Genomic DNA, 18,402 nt, shown 5'->3' with positions numbered 1-18,402 from the left:
CATATCGCAGGCCTCAGACTATCACGCGGCCGGGCCGCGCGCCGCAGCGATCGCCGCCAGGGCCGCTTCCGGATCGATGCGGCCGTCGTAGAGTGCCCGGCCCGTGATCGCGCCGGCGATCAGCGCGCAATCCGGCTGCAGCAGCCGGTGCACGTCGTCGATCGACGCGAGGCCGCCCGAGGCGATCACCGGGATGCGCACGGCCTCTGCGAGTGCCAGGGTCATCTCGACGTTGAGGCCCTTCAGGATGCCATCGCGGGCGATGTCGGTGTAGATGATCGCCGCGACGCCCGCGTCCTCGAACCGGCGCCCCAGCTCCTCCGCGGTCATGCTGGAGGTCTGGGCCCAGCCCTCGACCGCGACGCGGCCGTCCTTGGCGTCGATCCCGACCGCGATCTTGCCCGGATACTTGCGGGCGGCCTCCCGGACGAAGCCGGGATCGCGCACCGCCGCGGTGCCGATGATCGCCCGGGCGACGCCCTTGCTCAGCCAGCCCTCCAGGGTCTTCATCTCGCGGATGCCGCCGCCGAGCTGGACCGGGATCTTCACCCGCGCGAGGATGGCGTCGACGGCCTCCGCGTTCCGCGGCGCGCCCGCGAAGGCGCCGTCGAGATCGACCACATGGAGCCAGGAGAAGCCCTGCGCCTCGAAGATCGCGGCCTGTGCGGCCGGATCGTCGCCGAAGACCTTGGCCTGCGCCATGTCCCCCTGGATGAGGCGGACGCAACGCCCCTCTTTCAGGTCGATCGCTGGGTACAGGATCACGGGCGCTTCTGTCCTTCTTGCCTGGGCCGAACGGCGCTCACGGGCGCCAGTTCAGGAAGTTGGCGATGAGCGCGAGGCCCAGCCGCTGGCTCTTCTCGGGGTGGAACTGCGTGCCGGCGACATTGTCGCGGGCGACGAGGGCGGTGACCGGGCCACCGTACTCGGCGCGCGCCACCACGTCGTCCGGGCGTTCCGCATTGAGCGCGTAGCTGTGCACGAAATAGGCGTGCAGCCCGTCGTCGCCGGTGGGAATGCCGGCGAGCAGGGGATGGTCGCGCTCGGTCCGCAGGGTGTTCCAGCCCATATGGGGGACCTTCAGGGTCGGATCCGACGGCCGGATCGGACCGACATCGCCGGGAATCCAGCCGAGGCCCGGCGTCGTGGTATATTCCAACCCGCGGGTCGCCAGGAGCTGCATCCCCACGCAGATCCCGAGGAACGGGCGCCCCGCCTCGTGCGCGACCTGGGTCATCGCCTCGACCATGCCGGGGACGGCATCGAGCCCGCGGCGGCAATCCGCGAAGGCGCCGACACCGGGCAGCACGACGCGGTCGGCCGCGGCCACCACCTCCGGATCCGAGGTCAGGCAGATCCGCGCATCGCGCCTGCTCTCGCGGGCGGCGCGCTCGAAGGCCTTGGCGGCGGAATGGAGGTTGCCCGACCCGTAATCGATGATCGCGACGGTCTCGGTGCTCATGCGCGTCTCACCCGGACTCTCACCGGGCGCCTTCCTGGGCGGGGAACAGCCCGATCACCGACTCGGACCGCCGGCTGGGACCGCTCGGGAACGGGGCCCGCGGCGTTGTCGGGCTGGCTTCGAGCCAGCGGTTCAGGGCCCGGGCCTCGGCCTCCTCGGGCGTCGCGGCGATGACCGCGTCACGCGCTGGCCAGCCGCGCCGGGCCAGGGTCCAGCGGCGGAGGCTCGACGCTTCGAGGCCGATCAGCCAAGCGGCCAGCAGGGAGACGATCAAGCCGGCACCGGTCGGCAACCCGAGCACGAAGCCGGCCGCGGCCAATGCGACGAGGCCGACGAGGACGACCAGGGCGGCGATCCAGAGGCGGTGGAACAGGAACCACAGCACTGTGAAGGCGAAGGCCGGCCAGGAAAAGCCGTCCCGCACCAGCACGGCCCGGTCGAGTTCGACCGACTCGCCCGGCCGCGCATCGGCCGGCAGGTGGAGCGTGTAGCTGCGCATCCGCATCGCGAAACTCCGACAGCGTGCGCCGCGACGGCCGCGTGGCCGATCCGGGCGCCCGGCGACAACAGGTCTACAGGGAGCCCTTGGTGGAGGGAACGCGCCCCTCCTCCCGCGGATCGATCGCCACGGCCTTCCGCAAGGCCCGGGCCAGCCCCTTGTAGCAGCTCTCCGCGATGTGGTGGGCGTTGTCGCCGTAGAGAGTCTCCACGTGGAGGGTCAGGCCGGCATTCATCGCGAAGGCCTGGAACCACTCGCGCACCAGCTCGGTGTCGAAGCTCCCGATCTTCTCCACGCGGAAGGCGGTGCGGAACACCAGGAACGGGCGACCCGAGATGTCGACGCAGACCCGGGTCAGCGCCTCGTCCATCGGCAGGTGGATGTCGGCGTAGCGCGTGACGCCGCGCTTGTCGCCGAGCGCCTTGGCGAAGGCCTGGCCCAGGGCGATGCCGCAATCCTCGGCCGAGTGGTGCTGGTCGATATGCAGGTCGCCCACGACCTTCACGTCCAGGTCGAACAGGGCGTGCCGCGCCAGCAGATCCAACATGTGGTCGAGGAAGCCGATCCCGGTGGCGATGTTGGATCGCCCGGTCCCGTCGAGATGGACGGTGACCGCGATATCGGTTTCCGCGGTCTTCCGGCTGATGGAGGCGCTGCGCATTTCGGTCTGGACTTCGCGTCTGGGGCGGCCGCGGCCGCCCGCGCCTTCTAGAGGGACTCGCCGCCGAATGGAAAGGGCGGCCGGCTACCCGTTGAGGACCCGTCCCGCCACGGCGTCGAGCTTGGCGAGCAATGCCGGATCCCGGACCGCGGGCGCCGTCATGATCGCGCCGTCGAGCGCCCGGTGCGCGCCGGCCGGGCACGGCTCGCGCTCGGCCGGGAAATCGCGGGCGAGACGGGCGACGAGCCGCGCCGCCTTGTCGGCGTTGGCCCGGGCGACCGCGATCACCGAGGCGACGTCCACCGCGTCGTGGCCCGGGTGCCAGCAATCGAAGTCGGTGACCATCGCGATGGTGGCGTACGTGATCTCCGCTTCGCGGGCGAGCTTGGCCTCGGGCATGTTGGTCATGCCGATCACGTCGAAGCCCTGAGCCTTGTAGGCCCGGGATTCGGCGAGCGACGAGAATTGCGGCCCCTCCATGCAGACATAGGTGCCGCCGCGATGCACCGCGATGTCCTCGGCCTTCGCGGCGACGGCGATCCGCGCCTGCAGCCCCGGACCGACCGGATGGGCGAGGGACACGTGGGCGACGCAGCCGTCGCCGAAGAACGAGGTGGCGCGCCCGTGGGTGCGGTCGACGAACTGGTCGACGAGCACGAAGAGGCCCGGCGGCAGCTCCTCGCGGAACGAGCCGCAGGCCGAGAGGGCGACGAGGTCGGTGACCCCGGCCCGCTTCAGGACGTCGATATTGGCGCGGTAGTTGATGCCCGACGGCGAGAGCCGGTGTCCCCGCCCGTGCCGGGCCAGGAACACGACCTTGGTCTCGCCGATCCGCCCGATGCGCAGGGCGTCCGAGGGCTCGCCCCAGGGCGACGCCACGCGCTCCTCGCGCACGTCCTCGAGACCCGGCAGGTCGTAGACGCCGGACCCGCCCATCACTCCGAGGACCGCTGCCGTCATGAAGGTATTCCCCTGGTCGCGCAGCGCATAACGGCCGCCTGATCCATCCGCCACCTCATCCTGAGGTGCCGGAGCGAAGCGGAGGCCTCGTAGGAGGGCTCCAGAACTTGCAACGATCTCGGGAGCCGTCCTTCGAGGCTGCTGCGCAGCACCTCAGGATGAAGTTGAGGGATGGAGCAACCCGCTTCCGTCCAGCCGATCGTCGCGGTGGCCACGGGTTAACATGGCGATCCAGCCCAAAAAAGATGGGCCCCCTTTCGGGAGCCCATCCATCTCGTCGATCGCGGCAGCGCGCCTCAGTAGGTCTTGTGCAGCTCCGGCTGGAGGCCGTGCACCTCGCCGCCGACATCGGCCCAGATCTTCTTCTTCACGTAGTAGAGCAGTGCCGACAGGATGATGAGGAACAGGATCACCCGGAAGCCCAGGGCCTTGCGGTCCATCATGTGCGGCTCGGCCGCCCACATCAGGAAGGCCGAGACGTCCTTGCCGTATTGATCGACCGTCTCGGGCACGACCGGCTGGCCCTGATCGTTCTTCGGGTAGGAGACCTGCCCGTCGGTGATCGGCGGCGGCATCGCGATGATGTGGCCGGGATAGTACTTGTTGTAGTGACCACCCTCCGGCAGGGCGAAGTCCTTCGGGGGCTCCTCGTAGCCGTTGAGCAGGGCGTGGATGTAGTCGGGGCCCTGCTCCGAGTAGCCGACGAAGGGCAGCCAGTCGGTCAGGAAGTAGAGCGAGCCCCGGGAGAAGGTCCGCGCCTTGGCGATGACCGAGAAGTCCGGCGGGGCCTTGCCGCCGTTGGCCGCCGCTGCGGCCTGATCGTTCGGGAAGGGCGGCGGGAAGGTGTCGGCGGGCCGGCCGGGCCGCTCGAACATCTCGCCGGCATCGTTCGGGCCGTCCTTCACCTGATAGGTCGCCGCGAGGGCCTTCACCTGCCCGGCGGTGAAGTCCGGTCCGCCCTCCTGGGCGAGGTTGCGGAAGGAGACCAGCTTCATCGAGTGGCAGGCGGAGCAGACCTCCTTGTAGACCTGGAAGCCGCGCTGCAGCTGCGCGGTGTCGAAGCGGCCGAACACGCCGGCGAAGCTCCAGTTCACGCGGGCCGGGATCGGCCCGCCATGCCCTTCCTGGGCGGAGACCGGCACGGCGCCGATCAGCAGGGCCGCCAGGGCGGCCGCGGCGGTCGTCGAGAGGACGCGGGTCATCATCATGGTCCTGTCGTCAGCCCGTCAACCTTTGGTGGTCGGTGCGGCGGCAGCGCCCGCCGGCATGCCGGATCCGCTCACCTGCTTGCCCGGCCCGGTCACGCTCTCGAGGATCGAGCCCGGCAGCTTCTTCGGCGTCTCGAACAGGCCGCAGAGCGGCATGACGATCAGGAAGTGCGCGAAGTAGTAGATGGTGCAGACCTGAGCGGCCAGCACGTAGCCCCCCTCCGGCGGCTGCGAGCCGAGCCAGCCGAGCAACAGGGTCGCGCCGATGAACACCCAGAAGAACTGGCGGTAGAGCGGCCGGTAGTTGCACGAGCGGATCCGCGACGTGTCGAGCCACGGCGCGAAGGCCAGGATGATCACCGCCGAGAACATCAGGATAACGCCCCCGAGCTTGCTCGGGACCGCACGCAGGATCGCGTAGAACGGCAGGAAGTACCATTCGGGCACGATGTGCGCCGGCGTCACGGCCGGGTTCGCCTGGATGTAGTTGTCGGCGTGGCCGAGGAAGTTCGGCTGGTAGAACAGGAACCAGGCGAACAGGATCATGAACACGCAGGTGGCGAAGACGTCCTTGATCGTCGCGTAGGGCGTGAACGGCACCGCGTCCTTGCCCGACTTGATCGGGATGCCGGCCGGGTTGTTCTGGCCGGTGACGTGCAGCGCCCACACGTGCAGCACGACCACGCCGGCGATCATCCACGGCAGCAGGTAGTGCAGCGAGAAGAAGCGGTTCACGGTCGGGTTGCCCACCGAGTAGCCGCCCCAGAGCAGGGTCTGGATCGTGTCGCCGACCACCGGGATCGCCGCCAGGATGTTGGTGATGACGGTGGCGCCCCAGAAGCTCATCTGGCCCCAGGGCAGCGTGTAGCCCAGGAAGGCCGTGGCCATCATCAGCAGGTAGATGACGACGCCGAGGATGTAGAGCACCTCGCGCGGGGCCTTGTACGACCCGTAGTAGAGCGCGCGGAACATGTGGACGTAGACGGCCACGAAGAACATCGAGGCGCCGTTGGCATGCGCGTAGCGCAGCAGCCATCCATAGTTCACATCGCGCATGATCTTCTCGACGGAGGTGAAGGCACCCGTCGCCGAAGGCTCATAGTGCATCGCCAGCCAGACGCCGGTGACGATCTGGATGCCCAGGAAGGCGGCGAGGATCGCCCCGAAGGTCCAGAAGTAGTTGAGGTTCCGCGGAACCGGGTAGGCAATGAAGGACGAGTGCACCAGCCCGGCGATGGGCAGGCGCGCTTCGAACCATTTGGCTACGCGGCTCTTGGGGACGTAGGTGCTGGCCGTTCCGCTCATGCTTCCGTCCTCCTCAGGCCGCTTCCTTGCCGCCCTCGCCGATCCGGATCTTGGTGTCCGTCTCGAAGGCGTAGGGCGGGATCGGCAAGTTGATGGGCGCGGGTCCATGGCGCACGCGGCCCACCGAGTCGAATTGCGAGCCGTGGCACGGGCAGGCCCAGCCCTCGAAATTGCCCTGGTGGCCGATCGGCACGCAGCCGAGATGCGTGCAGTTACCGTAGACCACCAGCCACTGGTCGTGGCCGTTCTTGACCCGCGTCGGGAAGGCGGCCGGGTCGATCATCGCCGAGAGCGGGACCGCCTTCATGTCGCCCACCTCCTTGGCGGTGAGCTTGCGCACGAAGATCAGTTTGCCGCGCCAGAAGACGTTGACGATCTGGCCGTCCTGGATCGGCGTCAGATCGACTTCGATCGGCGCCCCGGCGGCGATCGTGTCCGCATCGGGCGCCATGGAGGAGATCAGCGGCCAAGCCGCGGCCGCGGCCCCGACCGCCAGCCCGGCGCCGGTCGCCAGGAAGAGAAAGTCACGGCGGCTGCCCTCATGACCAGAGGCCGCGGGAGCGGCGGCTGATGTGTTCGCCAAGGTTCGGAACTCCATGCGTCGGCGTCAGGGCCGCAGGTGCCCTCGTCCCGGCTCTATCCAGGAACAAAGCATTATGGTTCTAATCTGAGCAATGAGACCGTCTGCCGCCCCCGAGTCAAGCCGCTGTGTGCGGCGCGTCGATAAGGTCGACCCGCGATCGTCGCGGTATGTTGCCGGTAACCCTGCCGGTGCGGCGCTCACGCGACGACGCTGTCGTATCGGGCCGTCCCGTCATCCAGGAAGCCGCCGGATTGGCGCGACCACAATCCGGCATAGACGCCACCGCGGGCAACCAGCTCGGCGTGGGTCCCCTCCTCGATGATTCGGCCGCGGTCGATGACGACGAGCCGGTCGAGGGCCGCGATAGTCGACAGGCGATGCGCGATGGCCAGCACGGTCTTGCCGGCCATCAGGGTGTCGAGGGAGTCCTGGATCGCCGCCTCGACCTGGCTGTCGAGGGCCGAGGTCGCCTCGTCGAGAATCAGGATCGGGGCGTCCTTCAACATGACGCGGGCGATGGCGATCCGCTGCCGCTGTCCGCCGGAGAGTTTGACGCCGCGCTCGCCGACCTGGGCGTCGTAGCCCCGCCGCCCCTTGTGATCGACGAGATCGGCGATGAACGCGTCCGCATGCGCCAGCCGGGCCGCCCGCTCGATCTCCGCCTGGCTGGCGCCAGGGCGGCCATAGGCGATGTTGTCGCGGATGGAGCGGTGCAAGAGCGACGTGTCCTGGCTGACCATCGCGATGGCTTCGCGCAGCGATTGCTGAGTCACCGCGGCGATGTCCTGGCCGTCCACCAGGATGCGCCCGCTCTCCACGTCGTAGAGGCGCAGGAGCAGACCCGCCAGGGTCGACTTGCCCGCGCCGCTGACGCCGACCAGCCCGACCTTCTCGCCGGGACGGATCGTCAGGGAGAAATCCTCGATGACCGTCGCGTCGCCGCGTCCGTAATGGAAGCCGACCTCCTCGAATCGGATCTCGCCGCCGGTGACGACGAGGGACTGCGCGTCCGGCGCGTCGACCAGGGCGTGCGGCCGGGCCATCGTCTGCATGCTCTCCTGGACCACGCCGACATTCTCGAACACACCGCGCACGGTCTGCATGACCCAGCCCGACATCGCGATCAGGCGCAGCACGAGGGCGAGACCCGCCGACGCCTCGCCGGTGGTCATGCCGCCGTCGCGCCACAGGATGAGGCACGCGGCACCGGTTGCGATCAGGAGCGTGCTGTTGAGGAGTCCGAGCAGGCTGGTGGTCAGGGTCACCAGCCGGAACTGGTGGAGATAGGCGGCTGTGTGGACGTCCACCGCGTCCTGCACCGCGGCTCGCTCCTCGCGGTCGCGGGCGAAGAGCTTGACCGTCAGGATGTTGGTGTAGCTGTCGACGATCCGGCCGATGAGCGTCGAGCGGGTGTCGGCGGTCTTGTGCGAGCGCGCCCGGGCCCGGGGCACGAACCACGCAGTCAGGGCGGCGTAGGCGGCGATCCAGAGCAGCACTGGGACGGCGAGCCACGGCGAGATCGCGCTGAACAGCCCGACCGCCGTAATCGCGTAGATCGCCACGTAGAGGAGCGTGTCGATGAAGACGACCGCGAGTTCCCGCACCGCCGGGCCCACCTGGACGACGCGGTTGGCCAGACGGCCGGAGAAGTCGCCCTGGAAATACGAAAGCGCGTGCCCGAGGGTGTAAAGATGCGCCCGCCAGCGGATCTGGCTGGTCGATTGTGGCACGATGAGCTGGTTGGACAGCACCTCGTGCGCCCAGATCGACAGCGGACGCACCACCGCGATGAGAACGACCACGAGGCCGAGTTCGACCGCGTGGTCCGACAGCACCGTCGCCCGATCGGCCGAGCCGAGCAGGTCGATGAACCAGCGCATCACGAGGTAGAGGGAGGCCTCGACCGTGCCGGCGATCACCGCGATGACGAACAGGGCCGCCAGGGCGGCGCGGATCGGGCGCAGGTAGAACCAGGCAAAGCCGAGGATCGACCGCGGCGGCATCCGCGCCTCGTCGAAGGGCGCGAAGGGGTCGACGCGGCGTTCAAGCCAATCGAGGAACATGTCTACGGGGGCGTGACGCGGCGGGAGCCCCTCATGTAAGCGCGACCGGCCCCGCGCCAACCGTGCGGAGTGGTCGCGCCGCCGCGGGGTCTCAGCGGTTCAGGGCCAGCGCGGCGCCCGACTTGGTCAGGGCGCCTTCCAGGCCGCCGCCGCCCTGGCGCAGCCGCGCCGCCACGGAGCCGCCCGGCTGGTAGAGGTAGACTTCCCCGTCGCGGAAGTCCCAGGCCGAGACCCGGGCCAGATCCTTGTTGGGGCAGCCCGTCGCCGTCGCCCTGTAGAGGTCGAGGGCCGGCGTGCTCGAGAGCGTCACCTTGCAATTCGCTCCGGTGGCATCGCGGGCATCCCAGCTTCCGACCACGGAGGAGCGACCGCCGGTGGCGACCGGCGGCGGCGGCGCCGGCGGGGCGACCGGCTCGGCGATCACCGTTGGACCGGCAGGCGGCGCGGCCGCCTGCGCACCGGGCGGGGGCGGCGCGTCGGGGCTCGCGGCCACGCCGGGCGGAGGCGCCAGGGGGGCTGCGGTCACGGTGCCCGACGGCATGGCCGGCACCGTGTCCAGGGAGGCCTGCGGCGACGGCGCCCGCGTCCGCGGCCCATCCAGGCGGCTCGAGGCACAGGCGCCGAGGCTGGCGCCCAGGCAGAGAACGGCGAACGTCGACAGGCTCGGGCGCAGCATCGGTCCACTTTGGGTCAGGCTTGGAGGCGCGTACGCGCTTGCCCCTGACTCCGTGCCAATTGCGCTGACCGCAAGGCGGCCCTCTCAAGCGCAGACGACTCCGCTGCGGAGAGCCGGGCTTTTCGGCCCAGTGTGGCCTTCAGGCCTCAATACGTGGCCCGGCTCTGCAATCAGAGCGTGCGCTCCACCATCATCTTCTTGATTTCGGCAATGGCCTTAGCCGGGTTCAGGCTCTTCGGGCAGGTGTTGGCGCAGTTCATGATCGTGTGGCAGCGGTACAGCCGGAACGGGTCGTGCAGCCCGTCGAGGCGGTGGCCCGTGTTCTCGTCGCGCGAGTCGATCAGCCAGCGATAGGCCTGCAGCAGGGCTGCCGGGCCGAGGAACTTGTCGCCGTTCCACCAGTAGCTCGGGCACGACGTGGTACAGCACGCGCAGAGGATGCACTCGTACAGACCGTCGAGGCGGGAGCGGTCCTCCGGAGTCTGGCGCCACTCCTTCTCCGGGGCCGGCGTCTCGGTCTGCAGCCAGGGCTCGATGGCGGCGTGCTGGGCGTAGAAATTCGTGAGGTCCGGCACGAGGTCCTTCAGGACCGGCATGTGCGGCAGCGGATAGATCCGGATCGCCCCGTCCTTGTCCTTGCGGGTCATGACCGGCAGGGCGTTGTCGGGGCTCTTGCACTCGTCGATGCCCATCGTGCAGGCGAGCGCGTTCTGGCCCTCGATGTTCATCGCGCAGGAGCCGCAGATGCCCTCGCGGCAGGAGCGGCGGAAGACCAGCGTCGAGTCGACCTTGTTCTTGATCCACAGGAGCGCATCGAGGACCATCGGCCCGCAATCCTCGCGGTCGACCTGATAGGTGTCGATCCGCGGGTTGGCCCCGTCATCCGGGTTCCAGCGGTAGATCTTGAAGGTCTGCAGGTTCCTGGCGCCGGGAGGCGCCGGCCAGGACTTGCCCTGCGTGATCTGGGAATTCTTCGGAAGGTTGAACTGGGCCATGGTTCTCGACGGCTTCCGCTAGAGCAGGACGTGGCGGCCGGGGCAGAAGCCCCGCCGCCGCAGTCGTTGAGCAGAGGTTCGTATCAGTACACGCGGGCCTTCGGCTCGATGTACTGGATCTCATTGGACATCGTGTAGGTGTGCACCGGACGGTAATCGATGTTCACCTGGTGACGGCCCTCGTCGAGCCAGGACAGGGTGTGCTTCATCCAGTCCTTGTCGTCGCGGTCCGGGAAGTCCTCGCGGGCATGGGCGCCGCGGGATTCCGTGCGGTTGGCGGCCGATTCCATCGTGACCACCGCCTGGCCGATCAGGTTGTCGAACTCCAGGGTCTCCAGGAGGTCGGTGTTCCAGACCAGCGACCGGTCGGTGACCTTCACGTCGGCGGCGGCGTTCCAGACCTTGTGGATCAGGCCCTTGCCCTCCTCCAGAACCTCGCCGGTGCGGAACACGGCGCAATTGTTCTGCATCGTCTTCTGCATCTCGGCGCGGAGTTCCGCGGTCGGCGTCGCGCCGTTGGCGTAGCGGAACCGGTCGAGGCGCTCGAGGGCCTTGTCGGTGGCCCCCTTCGGCAGTTCCATGGCGCGGCCGTTCGGCTCGACGATCTCGGCGCAGCGCTTGCCGGCGGCGCGGCCGAACACCACGAGATCGATCAGCGAGTTCGAGCCCAGGCGGTTGGCGCCGTGCACGGAGACGCAGGCTGCTTCGCCGATGGCCATCAGGCCCGGAACCACGGTGTCGGGGTTGCCGTCGCGCAGCGTCAGCACCTCGCCGTGATAGTTCGTGGGGATGCCGCCCATGTTGTAATGGACGGTCGGGATGACCGGGATCGGCTCCTTGGTCACGTCGACACCGGCGAAGATCCGCGCGGATTCCGAGATGCCCGGCAGGCGCTCGTGCAGGATCTTCGGATCCAGGTGGTCGAGGTGCAGGTAGATGTGGTCCTTGTTCTTGCCGACGCCGCGGCCGTCCCGGATCTCCATGGTCATGGAGCGCGAGACCACGTCGCGCGAGGCGAGGTCCTTGGCCGACGGTGCGTAGCGCTCCATGAAGCGCTCGCCCTCGGAATTCGTCAGATAGCCGCCCTCACCCCGGGAGCCTTCCGTGATCAGGCAGCCCGCGCCGTAGATGCCGGTCGGGTGGAACTGCACGAACTCCATGTCCTGCAGCGGCAGGCCGGCGCGCAGCACCATGGCGTTGCCGTCGCCCGTGCAGGTATGCGCGGAGGTCGCCGAGAAATAGGCGCGTCCGTAGCCGCCGGTCGCCAAGATGGTCATCTGGGCGCGGAACCGGTGGATCTCGCCGGTGGCCTGGTCGAGGGCGATGACGCCGCGGCAGCGGCCCTCCTCGTCCATGATCAGGTCGAGGGCGAAATACTCGATGAAGAAGTCGGTCTGGTTCTTTACCGCCTGCCCGTAGAGGGTGTGCAGCATGGCGTGGCCGGTGCGGTCGGCCGCCGCGCAGGTGCGCTGGGCGGTGCCCTTGCCGTAATCGGTGGTCATGCCGCCGAACGGGCGCTGGTAGATCTTGCCTTCCTCCGTGCGGGAGAACGGCACGCCCCAGTGCTCCAGCTCGTACACGGCGGCGGGCGCGTTGCGCACGAGGTACTCGATGGCGTCCTGGTCGCCGAGCCAGTCCGACCCCTTCACGGTGTCGTACATGTGCCAGCGCCAGTCGTCCGGGCCCATGTTGCCGAGGGACGCCGAGATGCCGCCCTGCGCCGCCACGGTGTGCGAGCGGGTCGGGAACACCTTGGTGATGCAGGCGGTGCGCAGGCCGGCTTCCGAGCAGCCGACCGTGGCACGCAGGCCGGCGCCGCCCGCGCCGACGATCACCACGTCGAAGGCGTGATCGTGAATGGTGTAGGCAGGCCCGCTGCCGTTTGTGCCGTTGGCGGCCATGTTCGGCTCCTCGAAATAGGGGTTGGCGGGGTTCAGGCCGGCTGTCCGAAGCCGATGCGCAGCACCGCGTAGAGGCAGGCCACGGCCACGACGACCGCGTAGGCGTTGTTGGCGAGAACCGCCGCAATCTTCATGGCCGGGGCGTGCACATAGTCCTCGATGATCACCTGCATGCCGAGCCGCATGTGGATCGTAACCGACAGCAGCGCCAGGATCAGGAGAATTGACACCAGGGGGGTCGCGACGAGGAGCCGCGCCTCCGCAAAGCCGCGGCCCGACATCTTGGCGACGATCACCACGAAGCTCAGCATCAGCACGACGTTGGCGATGGCGGTCAGCCGCTGCAGCCACCAGTGGCCGGCCCCGTGGTGCGCGACGCCAAGGCCGCGGACCCGGGCGCGGGGGGTGCGGATCGAGACGCGCGTGTCCTGCCGGACCTCTTTCTGAGCCATGTGGGCCTCCTCAGCGGACCAGAAGGGCGACCGCCCAGATGACGAGGGTGAGCGCGACCGAGCCGATCAGGGTCAGCCGGGCCATCGACAGGCGCTTCTCCCGATCGAAGCCCACGCCCGTGTCCCAGATCAGGTGCCGGATGCCGCCCAGCATGTGGTGCATCAGCACCCACGTATAGACGAACAGGATCAGGCGCCCGAACAGCGAGCCGAAGAACCCGGCCACGTAAGAGTAGCCGACCGGTCCGGAAGCCAGAGCCACGAGCCAGAGGGCGACCAGTGCAGTCCCGCCATAGAGCGCGGTGCCGGTGATACGGTGAAACACCGACATCGCCATCGTCCAGGTCCAGCGATAGATCTGGAGATGGGGCGATAGCGGCTGTGCCACTGTCGGGCGGGCGGTGGGTGCCATCGGGTTGAAGCCTCGCAGCTGCGAACTGGACCGTCTCTAATCTGGTAGCGCTAGTGGCTGAGCGGGCAACCCGCAATCCGCCATGGTGCGGCGCAATGTGCCGTCTGGGGCGACACTTTGCCGATTCTGTCACCTCAGCTGCCCCAGCAGTCGCCACCACGCGTAGTCGAGGGGCGCGGCCACCAGCAACGACAGGAGGCCGAACCTCACGGTGAGGCGCGTCGCGTCCCCGAGGCGGACGCCTCCGAGCTCGCTGGCGAACACGATCGGGGGCGCCTGGTAGGGGAAGAAGATGGTCGAGTAGCCGATCACCTGCAGGGAGACGACCGCGAGGGATGACAGGCCGCTCGCCTCCGTCATCTCGCCCGCCAGGGCCGTGTAGAGGGCCGGCGCGCCGTTGGCGGTGACGAGCAGGGTCAGCACCGTCGCCATGCCGGTGAGCACCGCGAAGTTCTGTGTCGGCGCGTCGTGCGCCAGGGGCGCGACCGCCAGGAGCAGATGGCCGAGACGCCCGCCCAGACCGGTCTCGTTGACCAGGGCGACCAGACCGAGCAGCGCCGCGATGTAGAAGCAGGTCCGCAAGTTGACCTGCTGGAACGCTTCGGGCGGCAGCACCCCGATCCGCGGCAGCAGGCAGACCACCGCGGCGGCGAGGCCGACCCAGGCGGGGGCGAGCCCGTGCAGGGCGTCGGTCATCCAGAGGACCAGCGTGCAGGCGAGGATCACCGCGAGGCGCCGCTCGGGCGCGGAGAGCGGCGGCAGCACCGGCAGGGTCGGCGCGGTCGGGCCGAGGTCGTCCGGAAACAGCCGGACGATGAGAGCCACCAGCAGGATGCCCTTGACCGCGGCCAGGACCGGGGCGTGCAGGACGAAGTAGGACAGGTAAGAGAGCTGCAGCCCGAGCAGGTGTTCCGCCGAGCCGGCCATGACGAGGTTCGGCACGTTGGCGGGCAGGATCGCTGCCGACAGGATCGGCGTGGCGATGCCGACCGCCAGCACCGCGCCCGTCCGTCCCGGGCGGCCGACCGCGAGGCCGAAGGCGTCGCAGAGCGCCAGGGTCACGGGGATCATCAGGGCGATGCGGCCCAGATTCGACGGCATGACGAAGGCGATGAGGAAGCTCAGCGCCACCAGCCCGATGATGAAGTGGCCGTATGAGCCCGAGAGGCGCAGGGCGAGGCTCCGCGCCATGCGGGCGCCGAGGCCCGTCCGGGTCATGCCCTGCCCCACCACCAGGCCGGACAGGACCAGCCAGAAGGCGGAGGACGAGAGGCCGGAGAACACCGTCGCGGCGGAGCCGAGCCGCAGCAGCATCGCCAGTCCGAAGAAGGCCAGCGCCGTGACGATCTCGGGCAGCAGGGCGGTCGCCCAGAGGCTCATGCACGCCACGAGCAGTGCCGCCGTCGCCGCAATCGACCCCTCCCCGCTCACCGCGATCGTCCCCGCACCACGCTACGCCGGAGGCGGCATCCTCGTCGGATTGGAACGGTTCGCAATTCGGGATTTGTTGAGCGAGCCTTCGCTAACCGCGAAGGATCTTGGTGCGATGGGCCGCGCCGGCCTGCTTACGAACGCGGACGCCCGGCCGAGAGCCGGCCGGGCGCAATGCTGTCTCAAAAGCGTTTGGGGACCCGCTTCGCGTGGCTCAGTAGCCGTAGCCGTAGTAGCCGTTGCAGGCGGCCGGGTCGTAAGCCCCGTAGCCGTAGGTGTCGGCACAATTGTCGTACCCGTAGTCGAGGCCGCTCAGGCCGTAGCCGACCCCGAGGCCGAGCCCGACCCCCGCAAGGCCGTAGCCGACGCCGCGGCCATAGCGCCGGCCGTAGTAACCGCGGTTGGCGTAGCCACGCCCGACAATCCCGCGGTTCCCGATTCCGCCATACCGGCCGGCATCGTTGAATCCGCCGGTCCGGAGGCCGCCGCCCCGAAGCCCGCCGGCTCCGGCCACGCCGGCCGCGCCGAGCCCCGCGCCCCGGAAGCCACCACCCAGGCCGCCGACCCGCGCCCCACCGACGCCGCCGTTCTGAAAGGCCCCGCCGCCGAAGCCGCCGTTCCGGAACGATCCGCCGCCCACGCTGCCACCGCGGAAGCCGCCGCCGAACCCGCCGCCATGAAATCCGCCACCGCCGAAGCCTCCGCCGTGGAAGCCACCCCCGCCGAAGCCGCGCGCATCCGCACCGGTCGGGGCGAAAGCGACCGCTGCCAGAAGAGCGGTCGAAACAAGTGCGATACGAGTCATGGGAAATCTCAGCTTGAAGCGAGGTGTATTAATCTCCCAACACTTCAAATCGCCCCGATATCCAAGCTTGAGTATTTGGGGCGACGTGGCAGTCCGTCGCGAGAGCCGTCCTCGGGCGCGGACCGGATGAAGACCGCGCCGGGCGCCCCTCACCGGAACGGAGGCTCATCGAAGCTGCGCAGCTTGCGCGAGTGGAGACCGTGCCGGTCGGCGCGCAGCACGTCGAGTGCCGCCAATCCCACCTGGAGATGCTCCGAGACGGCCCGGTCGTAGAACGCATTGGCGGCGCCCGGCAGCTTGATCTCGCCGTGGAGCGGCTTGTCGGAGACGCAGAGCAGCGCGCCGTAGGGTACGCGGAGGCGGAAGCCCTGCGCGGCGACGGTGCCGCTCTCCATGTCGACCGCGATCGCGCGGGACTGGTTGATCCGCCGCCGCTCCTGGCTGAAGCGCAGCTCCCAGTTGCGGTCGTCATAGGTCACCACCGTGCCGGTGCGCAGGCGCCGCTTCAGGGCATCGGCCTGCTCGCCCGTCACAGAAGCGGCGGCGCTCTGGAGCGCGACCTGCACCTCGGCCAGCGCCGGGACCGGGACGTCCGGCGGCACGAGCTCGTCGAGGATCCGGTCGCGGCGGAGATAGGCGTGCGCCAGCACGTAGTCGCCGATCGTCTGCGACTGCCGCAAGCCGCCGCAATGGCCGACCATCAGCCAGCAATCCGGGCGCAGCACGGCGAGATGGTCGGTGATCGTCTTCGCGTTCGAGGGGCCGACGCCGATATTGACCAGCGTCGTGCCCTGCTGGGTCCCGTCGGCGTCGCGCGCCACCAAATGGTAGGCCGGCATCTGGTGCCGGTGCCAGGGCGAGGCGGCGATCACCGCGGCGGGGTCGGCCTCGGCGGCCTCGGCGCGGCTCACGGAGACTCCGCCCGGCAGGACCAGCCGCTCGAACCCCTCCGCGCCCGAGGCCAGCCGCTCCAGGCCGTGGCGGACGAACTGGTCGACGTAGCGGTGGTAGTTGGTGAGCAGGATCCAGGGCTGGACGTCGCGCCAGTCGCAGCCGGTGTAATGGACCAGCCGCCGGAGGGAGTAATCGACCCGCACGCCGTCGAACAGCGCCAGGGGCAGCGGCTCGCCCGCCACCTGGTCGAAGGTCCCGTCGGCGATCTCGTCGCCGACGAGCGACAGGAGCGGGACCGGGAAGTAGGTGGCGAGATCCGCGCCGTCGACCGCCCGGCCGCCCGCGTCGAGCCCGGCTTCCAGCACGTAGGGATAGGGGATCTCCTGCGCGCTCAGGCCGACTTCGATGGCGATGCCGTAATCCGCGATCAGCGGCTCCAGCTGACGGGTCAGGTAGGTCCGGAAGAACGCCGGGTGCGTCACCGTCGTGGCGTAGGTCCCGGCCGCCTGGAGCTTGGCGGTGGCGCGCCGGACGCGCGGCAGCGGCCCGTCCGGGCGATAGCTGATCCGCAGCTCCGGGTAGCGGAAGGCGAGCCGCTCGGTGGCGTCCGGCGGCGGCCCCCCGGCGAGGTAGCGCTCCAGGGCATTTCGCAGGGCGCCGGCCGCGTCGTCGTAGAGCTCGACCAGCCGGTCGACGGCGGTCCCGGCATCGGCCACCGCCTGCATCGGCCGCAATTCCCGCTCGATCATGTCGCCTCCGTTCCTGCTGCCGGATCTACACCCCGCACCATCCGGGGGCGAGATGCGGGGTTGCGGGCCGCGGGCACATGGCCGACAAGCCCGCCGGCGCGGAGCGAGGCGGCATGGACGCGGATGAGTTCGGAACCCGTCCCGGCGAAGTGAGGGCAGAATTGCCCACGACCTTCGATGCGGGCCTCCACTTCATCGGCCGGCTGCACACGCCCTGGCAGGCGCGATCCGACTGTCCGAAGAACGGCCTGCAGACCGATGCGGTCTGCACCGTGGAGGTCGATCCGGCCTACGTCCCCGGCCTGCGCAACGTCACGGGCTGCACGCACCTGATCCTGCTCTACTGGATGGACCGGGCGACCCGCGGCCTCGTGATCCAGCGCCCGCGCCACGCCGACGGTCCCCGCGGCACCTTCTCCCTGCGCTCGCCCGCCCGTCCCAACCCGATCGCCCTGTCGGTGGTGGAACTGCTCGGCCGCGACGGCGACACGCTCCGCGTGCGCGGGCTCGACTGCCTCGACGGCACGCCGCTCCTCGACATCAAACCCTACTACGCCTCCACGGATGCGCGGCCGGACGCGCAGGTCGACCGGGCCGGGGCCGAGCCGTGAGGCGCGTCGCCCTTCTCATTCTCGGTGGGCTCGCCCTGCTGGCGATCGGCGGTTTCGCCGGGTGGCGCCTGCATAGGCCGGCCGCCGATGCGCGGGCCTACGCGGAGATGCGCCTGATCGCCGTGCAGGTCAGCCTCGACGAGGCGCCGCCGGATTACGTGTTCTGGGCCGGCGATTCCCAGGTGGAGCTGCAGCCTGGCAGCCAGCGGCCCTGCGGCCTCGACTTCCTCAACGGCGGGATCAGCGGCTCGACCGCGGCCAGCTATGCGGACCACCTCGCGCGCTTGACCTTCAAGGTCCCTCCCCGGCTCGCCGCCCTGACGATCGGGACCAACGACATCCTCGTGAAGAACAACCCGCAGCTGGACAAGCCGACGGCGCAGTTCGAAGCCGCCGCAGAGGCGATCGTCAAGCGGCTCCAGACCTTGACCCCGCGCGTCGTGGTGACGGCCCTCCCCCCGGTCGGGCGTGAGCTCGGCAAGCTCGTCGATGCCGGCGCGGTGGCAGTTTACTCGCAGCGCCTGCGCAACCTGTGCGGCCGGCTCGGCTGCGTGTTCACGGACCCGTTCGCGGCCTTGCGCGACGGCGACACCGGCTACGCCAAGCCCGGTGCCCTGCGGGACGGGCTGCATCTCGCGGCGTTCCGGCCGGCGCTGAAGGCGGTCGAGCCGGCGCTCTGCGGGCCGTGACGGGGCGCGGTCTGCGGCACGGCGTCCGCATCGTCCCGGCGCGCGA

Annotated in this window: 19 protein-coding genes; 2 read left to right on the top strand and 17 right to left on the bottom strand. The window is 69.6% G+C overall.

The features are described from left to right. Nucleotides 1-21: 21 nt before the first annotated feature. From hisA to P9K36_RS03630, 17 genes are all read right to left on the bottom strand, one after another. Nucleotides 22-765 (bottom strand): 1-(5-phosphoribosyl)-5-[(5-phosphoribosylamino)methylideneamino]imidazole-4-carboxamide isomerase, encoded by a 744-nt coding sequence (hisA, locus tag P9K36_RS03710; protein ID WP_043755576.1) that lies wholly within the window; start codon nucleotides 763-765, stop codon nucleotides 22-24. Nucleotides 766-802: 37 nt separating this feature from the next. Then, nucleotides 803-1,462 carry an imidazole glycerol phosphate synthase subunit HisH gene (gene hisH / locus P9K36_RS03705; protein ID WP_043755574.1) on the bottom strand — a complete coding sequence of 220 codons (660 nt, stop codon included), beginning with the start codon at nucleotides 1,460-1,462 and terminating at the stop codon, nucleotides 803-805. A 19-nt stretch (nucleotides 1,463-1,481) separates the two neighbouring features. After that, nucleotides 1,482-1,967, bottom strand: a complete 486-nt coding sequence (locus P9K36_RS03700; protein ID WP_100793902.1) for a DUF2628 domain-containing protein — start codon at nucleotides 1,965-1,967, stop codon at nucleotides 1,482-1,484. Between the two features lie 67 nt (nucleotides 1,968-2,034). After that, a complete protein-coding gene (hisB, locus tag P9K36_RS03695) occupies nucleotides 2,035-2,622 on the bottom strand; it encodes an imidazoleglycerol-phosphate dehydratase HisB (RefSeq protein WP_043755573.1) in 588 nt (195 codons plus the stop codon). An 84-nt stretch (nucleotides 2,623-2,706) separates the two neighbouring features. Next, nucleotides 2,707-3,582, bottom strand: coding sequence for an S-methyl-5'-thioadenosine phosphorylase (locus P9K36_RS03690; RefSeq protein WP_043760730.1), 876 nt, complete (start codon nucleotides 3,580-3,582; stop codon nucleotides 2,707-2,709). 296 nt (nucleotides 3,583-3,878) lie between these two features. Beyond that, nucleotides 3,879-4,790 (bottom strand): cytochrome c1, encoded by a 912-nt coding sequence (locus P9K36_RS03685; RefSeq protein ID WP_043383665.1) that lies wholly within the window; start codon nucleotides 4,788-4,790, stop codon nucleotides 3,879-3,881. An 18-nt stretch (nucleotides 4,791-4,808) separates the two neighbouring features. Next, entirely contained in the window at nucleotides 4,809-6,095 is a 1,287-nt protein-coding gene (locus P9K36_RS03680) for a cytochrome b N-terminal domain-containing protein (protein WP_043351447.1), read from the bottom strand. Nucleotides 6,096-6,108: 13 nt separating this feature from the next. Continuing rightward, nucleotides 6,109-6,693, bottom strand: coding sequence for a ubiquinol-cytochrome c reductase iron-sulfur subunit (gene petA, locus P9K36_RS03675; protein WP_100793901.1), 585 nt, complete (start codon nucleotides 6,691-6,693; stop codon nucleotides 6,109-6,111). A 182-nt stretch (nucleotides 6,694-6,875) separates the two neighbouring features. Beyond that, entirely contained in the window at nucleotides 6,876-8,741 is a 1,866-nt protein-coding gene (locus tag P9K36_RS03670; protein ID WP_043755570.1) for an ABC transporter ATP-binding protein, read from the bottom strand. Nucleotides 8,742-8,832: 91 nt separating this feature from the next. Further along, entirely contained in the window at nucleotides 8,833-9,417 is a 585-nt protein-coding gene (locus tag P9K36_RS03665) for a protease inhibitor Inh/omp19 family protein (protein WP_043352132.1), read from the bottom strand. Nucleotides 9,418-9,587: 170 nt separating this feature from the next. Then, nucleotides 9,588-10,412: a succinate dehydrogenase iron-sulfur subunit gene (locus tag P9K36_RS03660; RefSeq protein WP_024831121.1), complete on the bottom strand. Its 825-nt coding sequence runs from the start codon at nucleotides 10,410-10,412 to the stop codon at nucleotides 9,588-9,590. An 83-nt stretch (nucleotides 10,413-10,495) separates the two neighbouring features. Next, nucleotides 10,496-12,313: a succinate dehydrogenase flavoprotein subunit gene (gene sdhA / locus P9K36_RS03655; RefSeq protein WP_043755565.1), complete on the bottom strand. Its 1,818-nt coding sequence runs from the start codon at nucleotides 12,311-12,313 to the stop codon at nucleotides 10,496-10,498. 32 nt (nucleotides 12,314-12,345) lie between these two features. Beyond that, nucleotides 12,346-12,765, bottom strand: coding sequence for a succinate dehydrogenase, hydrophobic membrane anchor protein (gene sdhD / locus P9K36_RS03650; protein WP_043383655.1), 420 nt, complete (start codon nucleotides 12,763-12,765; stop codon nucleotides 12,346-12,348). Between the two features lie 10 nt (nucleotides 12,766-12,775). After that, on the bottom strand, nucleotides 12,776-13,177 hold the full coding sequence (gene sdhC / locus P9K36_RS03645; RefSeq protein ID WP_043352126.1) for a succinate dehydrogenase, cytochrome b556 subunit: 402 nt from the start codon (nucleotides 13,175-13,177) through the stop codon (nucleotides 12,776-12,778). Between the two features lie 129 nt (nucleotides 13,178-13,306). Beyond that, nucleotides 13,307-14,608, bottom strand: coding sequence for an SLC13 family permease (locus tag P9K36_RS03640; protein ID WP_278306570.1), 1,302 nt, complete (start codon nucleotides 14,606-14,608; stop codon nucleotides 13,307-13,309). 214 nt (nucleotides 14,609-14,822) lie between these two features. Next, nucleotides 14,823-15,413 carry a hypothetical protein gene (locus tag P9K36_RS03635; RefSeq protein WP_278306569.1) on the bottom strand — a complete coding sequence of 197 codons (591 nt, stop codon included), beginning with the start codon at nucleotides 15,411-15,413 and terminating at the stop codon, nucleotides 14,823-14,825. Nucleotides 15,414-15,562: 149 nt separating this feature from the next. Beyond that, entirely contained in the window at nucleotides 15,563-17,056 is a 1,494-nt protein-coding gene (locus P9K36_RS03630) for an AMP nucleosidase (RefSeq protein ID WP_043383644.1), read from the bottom strand. A gap of 113 nt (nucleotides 17,057-17,169) precedes the next feature. Between P9K36_RS03630 and tsaA the strand changes: the two genes are divergently transcribed. Beyond that, complete coding sequence (tsaA, locus tag P9K36_RS03625) at nucleotides 17,170-17,667, top strand: tRNA (N6-threonylcarbamoyladenosine(37)-N6)-methyltransferase TrmO (RefSeq protein WP_111474399.1); 498 nt, start codon at nucleotides 17,170-17,172, stop codon at nucleotides 17,665-17,667. Beyond that, nucleotides 17,664-18,356: a GDSL-type esterase/lipase family protein gene (locus P9K36_RS03620; protein WP_278306568.1), complete on the top strand. Its 693-nt coding sequence runs from the start codon at nucleotides 17,664-17,666 to the stop codon at nucleotides 18,354-18,356. The genes tsaA and P9K36_RS03620 overlap by 4 nt, the downstream gene beginning before the upstream one ends. Nucleotides 18,357-18,402 lie beyond the last annotated feature (46 nt).

The organism is Methylobacterium sp. 391_Methyba4, from assembly GCF_029691625.1.
Taxonomy (GTDB): Bacteria; Pseudomonadota; Alphaproteobacteria; order Rhizobiales; family Beijerinckiaceae; genus Methylobacterium; species Methylobacterium fujisawaense.
This window is presented reverse-complemented; position numbering and strand designations above follow the sequence as displayed.